General features: G+C 68.9%; 2 protein-coding genes and 2 pseudogenes. 2 read left to right on the forward strand and 2 right to left on the reverse strand.

The window, feature by feature from the left end; all coding sequences use genetic code 11:
* A pseudogene (locus tag P1P70_RS41425) lies at positions 1-787 on the reverse strand (exo-alpha-sialidase); the annotation flags it as partial.
* A gap of 341 nt (positions 788-1,128) precedes the next feature.
* On the reverse strand, positions 1,129-2,193 hold the full coding sequence (locus P1P70_RS41430; protein ID WP_319247181.1) for a LacI family DNA-binding transcriptional regulator: 1,065 nt from the start codon (positions 2,191-2,193) through the stop codon (positions 1,129-1,131).
* A gap of 524 nt (positions 2,194-2,717) precedes the next feature.
* Here P1P70_RS41430 and P1P70_RS41435 point away from each other — a divergent pair.
* Together P1P70_RS41435 and P1P70_RS41440 are read left to right on the forward strand one after the other, a co-directional pair.
* Positions 2,718-4,001, forward strand: a complete 1,284-nt coding sequence (locus P1P70_RS41435; RefSeq protein WP_319247183.1) for an ABC transporter substrate-binding protein — start codon at positions 2,718-2,720, stop codon at positions 3,999-4,001.
* A pseudogene (locus P1P70_RS41440) lies at positions 3,998-4,300 on the forward strand (sugar ABC transporter permease); the annotation flags it as partial. The gene P1P70_RS41435 and the pseudogene P1P70_RS41440, both read left to right, overlap by 4 nt.

Raw genomic sequence — 4,300 nt, forward strand, 5'->3', positions numbered from 1 at the left:
TGTATTTGCCGTTGGGCATCTTCGCGACGGTCGGCATGCCGGGGCGCTGGCTGTAGGTGGGCATCGCCACGTCGTCCACGACCGGGCCCCAGTTGCGGATGTCGGTGGAGACCTGGTGGACGATCTTCTGTCCGTGGTCGGGGTCGCGCTGGTCGGAGTAGTAGACGATGAGCTTGTCGCCGGAGACCAGGAAGAACGGCTCCCACACGGGCGTGTTGCCGTTCGTGTCCGTGGCCTTGCCGCCGGTCGCGATGTTGGTGACGAAGGTCCAGCTCTGGCCGCGGTCGGTGCTGGCGTACAGGTCGATCTTGCTGCCGCCCCGGTCGTAGGGCACCGAGTCGCCGGCGGCGAGGATGGTGCCGGCGGGGAATCCGCCCATGGCCTTGGGCAGTTCGAACAGCTCGGGCTGCCAGCGCATGCCCCAGCCGTTCTGGGTGTCGGCGACCTCGGAGATCTTCGTCCAGGAGGCGCCGTTGTCGGTGGAGCGGTAGATCGGGAAGACGGGCATGTCCACGCGGTACTGCTCGAACGTGGCGAGCAGGGTGCCGTTGGCCGAGCCGTTGTGCTGCAGACGCATCGCCCGCGGGTAGTAGCTGCCGGGCGAGAGCGCGTCGGACGGCGGGGTGTACAGGGTCCCGGAAGGGCGGGAGAGGGCATCCGCCCTGCCCGCGGCCGGCAGGACGAGCGTCGCTGCCGCGACGGCCAGGGCCAGCAGCAGGAACAGGAGAGTGGCGGGGACGGAGCGCGAAGCGGCGCCGGGTCTGGCGCCCGACAGTGCAGAGGACATGTGCGGCTCTCAGACATAGGGATGGGATGGGATGGGATGGGATGAGTGGTGCCCGCCGCCCCGGAAGGATCCGGGTAGAAGCGGCGAGCCCGAAGGCGCGTCCACCGCGACCGCGACCGCGTACAGGCACGGCGCACGGCACACGGCACACGGCACACGGCACACGGCACCAGGCACCAGGCACCAGGCACCAGGCACCAGGCACCAGGCACACGATGGCGTCGCGACGGCCTGCCCGGGATCGACGGCCCGGGGATCGGGCCGGTCGGCCTCTCGGTGGGACAGCTGGTGTGAGTGGTCCCCGGCGTACGGGTGTCCTCCCTGTTGCTGCCGGGGCCGTGTCAGTCGGTGCGCCGACCCGCTGTGTCGGGGTGGGACGGCGGAGGCGCGGTCGAGCCGCGTACGACGAGTTCGACCGGTGGGTCGCTCGCCTGCGGCAGGTCGGTGTCGGGCTGCTCGATCGCGTGCACGAGAAGACGGATGCCCTCTCGAGCCACAGCCTCGAAGGGCTGGCGCACGGTGGTCAGAGGAGGGGAGACGAAGGCGAAGACCGGGTTGCCGTCGAAGCCGACGACACTGATGTCCTCCGGCACCCGGCGCCCGGCTTCCCGCAGGGCGTGGATGAGGCCGATGGCCATCTCGTCGCCCGCCGCTAAGACAGCGGTCACGGAACGGTCCGAGGCCAGCGCCCGGCCCACAGCATGGCCGGAGGCCGCCGACCAGTCACCGTTGAGCAGCGGCGGCTCGTGCGCGCCCCGCGCCGCCAGCGCCGCCCGCCACCCGTCGATGCGGTCCTTGGCGGCGTACCAGCGCCGCGGGCCGGCGAGATGATGAACGGTCGGGTGCCCCAGGTCCAGGAGATGCTCGGTGGCCGCCCGCGCCAACTCGTGTGCGCCCACACCCACGGTCACGGTGCGGCTGGCGGTGAACGCGGGCGGTGCCCCCATGAAGAGGACGGGGACGTCGACGCGGACGCCGACGTCGCCCTCCACGACGGGTTCGGAGACAACGACGCCGTCCACCCCTTGTTCGAGCAGGGACTCCACCGCCCCCGCGATACCCGCGGGGTCGCCATCCGGCGTGTTGACCACACGGAGCGCGTAACCCGCGTCGCGCACGGCCCGCTCGATGTGCACGAGCAGTGAAGCGGTCCCGTACCCGGCGGTGCCCAGGGCGACCACGCCGATCGAGCCGGTACGCCCGGAGGCCAGTGCCCTGGCCGCCTGGTTCAGCCGGTAGCCGAGTTCCCCGGCGGCTGCGAGGACCTTTGTGCGGGCCTCTTCGGAGACATAGGGCTCGTTGTTGAGGACCCGGGACACCGTCTTGCGCGACACCCCGGCCAGGTGGGCCACATCCGCGCTGCGCGGCACAGTGGAGCCCTCGCTTCGTCCCACCACTGCTGCCATGAAGTCTCCCGACGGCCGTGCGTCTGCATCGAAGGAGGTCAAGTGTATGACCACGCGGTCTGACCGCGTGGTCATGTCTACGTAGCCGACAGCCCTACGTCAAGGGTTCCCGCAGTATCGATTCCGATGAGCGGCAGCGGGTGCAATGGAGGGCTGCCGGTCGGCGAAGGGTGTCGCAGCTGCCGCGAGGAGGGCGCCTCTGGCGGGCATATGTGCTGGTCAAGCGGCAGAACCACACTCTCGGGCCCGCTCACCGAAAGAGGTCGCCGCACCCGTCCGACGGTAGATCGGCCGCTCTACCGACCTGCACGGCCGACCCCGAGCCCGGGCCAGAGGGGCTTGACAGTGACTCCCCGGAGCGTCCAGTCTTCCTCGCAACCGCCGGTCGGATTTGTTCGATCGTGTTTACTTCCCTGGTCGTGTGAACGACCACTTCCCCGTCACATCCCTTGGGCCGACGTGCCGCCCGGGCATGGCCGCCCTGTTCAGGAGCCGAAATGCACCCTTCCTCCCTCGGTCGGCCCATGCCCGTTACCAGCCGTCGTACCGTCCTGCGCGGTATCGGTGGCGCAGCCGTCCTCGGCGCCGGCGTACCGTTGCTCAGCGCGTGCGGGGGCAGTGGTACGGCTGCCGATCCGAAGACCGTCAGCGTCGGGTCGAACGCGTCGGACGCGGTGCCGAAGAAGGCGTTCGCCGAGATCTACGCGGCGTTCACGAAGCAGTCCGGGATCACGGTCGACGTGAACACCAAGGACCACAACACGTTCCAGGAGCAGATCAACTCCTACCTCCAGGGCACCCCGGACGACGTGTTCCACTGGTTCGCCGGCTACCGCATGCAGTTCTTCGCGGCCAAGGGTCTCGCCACCCCGATCGACGACGTGTGGCAGAAGATCGGCGGCAACTTCCCCGAGGCGATGCAGGCGCTCAGCAAGGGCCAGGACGGCAAGTACTACTTCGTTCCGATCTCCACTTCCCTCTGGGGTGTCTTCTACCGCAAGAGCGTCTTCCAGAAGTACGGCTACGACGTCCCCACCACGTGGGACCAACTCGTCGCGCTGTGCAAGCAGATGAAGAAGGACGGACTGGTCCCGTTCGCCTTCGGCGACAAGGACGCCTGGCCCGCGCTCGGCACCTTCGACCAGCTCAACTTCCGCGCCAACGGCTACGACTTCCACGTCGAGCTGATGGCCGGCAAGGCGTCCTGGACGGATGCCAAGGTCCGCACCGTCTTCGACCACTGGGCCGAGATCCTCCCCTACCACCAGGAGGGCGCTGTCGGCCGCACGTGGCAGGACGCGGCGCAGACGCTGATTTCGAAGAAGGCGGGCATGTACCTGTTCGGCAGTTTCGTGGCACAGCAGTTCACGAACCAGGCCGACCTGGACGACCTCGACTTCTTCCCCTTCCCGGAGATCGACTCCGCGCATGGACAGGACACCGTCGAGGCACCCACCGACGGCTTCATGCTCTCCAAGGCCCCGAAGAACAAGGCCGGCGCGGCCAAGCTCCTGGAGTTCCTGGGCACCCCGGAGGCCGAGCAGATCTACCTGAAGTCCGACCCGAGCCTGGTCGCGGCCTCCAACAAGGCCGACACCTCCTCGTACACCGCGCTGCAGAAGAAGGCGTACGCGACGATCGCCGGCGCCAAGCACCTCACCCAGTTCATGGACCGCGACAGCCGCCCGGACTTCACCTCCACGGTGATGCAGCCGGCGCTGCAGAAGTTCATCCGCGACCCCAAGGGCGTCGACAGCCTGCTGGCGTCGATCGAGCGCCAGAAGAAGACGATCTTCGCATCCGCATGACCGTCACCACGAACACCGGTACCGGGACCGGCACCACCAGCACCCCGGGGACGGCCGCAGGGCCGCCCCCGGGCAACCCGGAGAATGTGACCAAGGGTCAGGCCAAGCGGCGGCGGGCGCCCTTGGGCCACCGGCGGCTGCTCACCCGCCGGGACAGGCTCACGCTGGGCCTGATGGCGGGTCTGCCGACGATCCTGCACGTCGCCCTCGTCTGGGTGACGGCCCTGGCGTCGATCCTGCTGGCCTTCACCACCTGGGACGGCATCGGCTTCGACTCCATCAAGTGGGTCGGGCTGCAC

It is taken from the genome of Streptomyces sp. MB09-02B (assembly GCF_033794485.1).
In the GTDB taxonomy this organism is placed as follows: domain Bacteria; phylum Actinomycetota; class Actinomycetes; order Streptomycetales; family Streptomycetaceae; genus Streptomyces.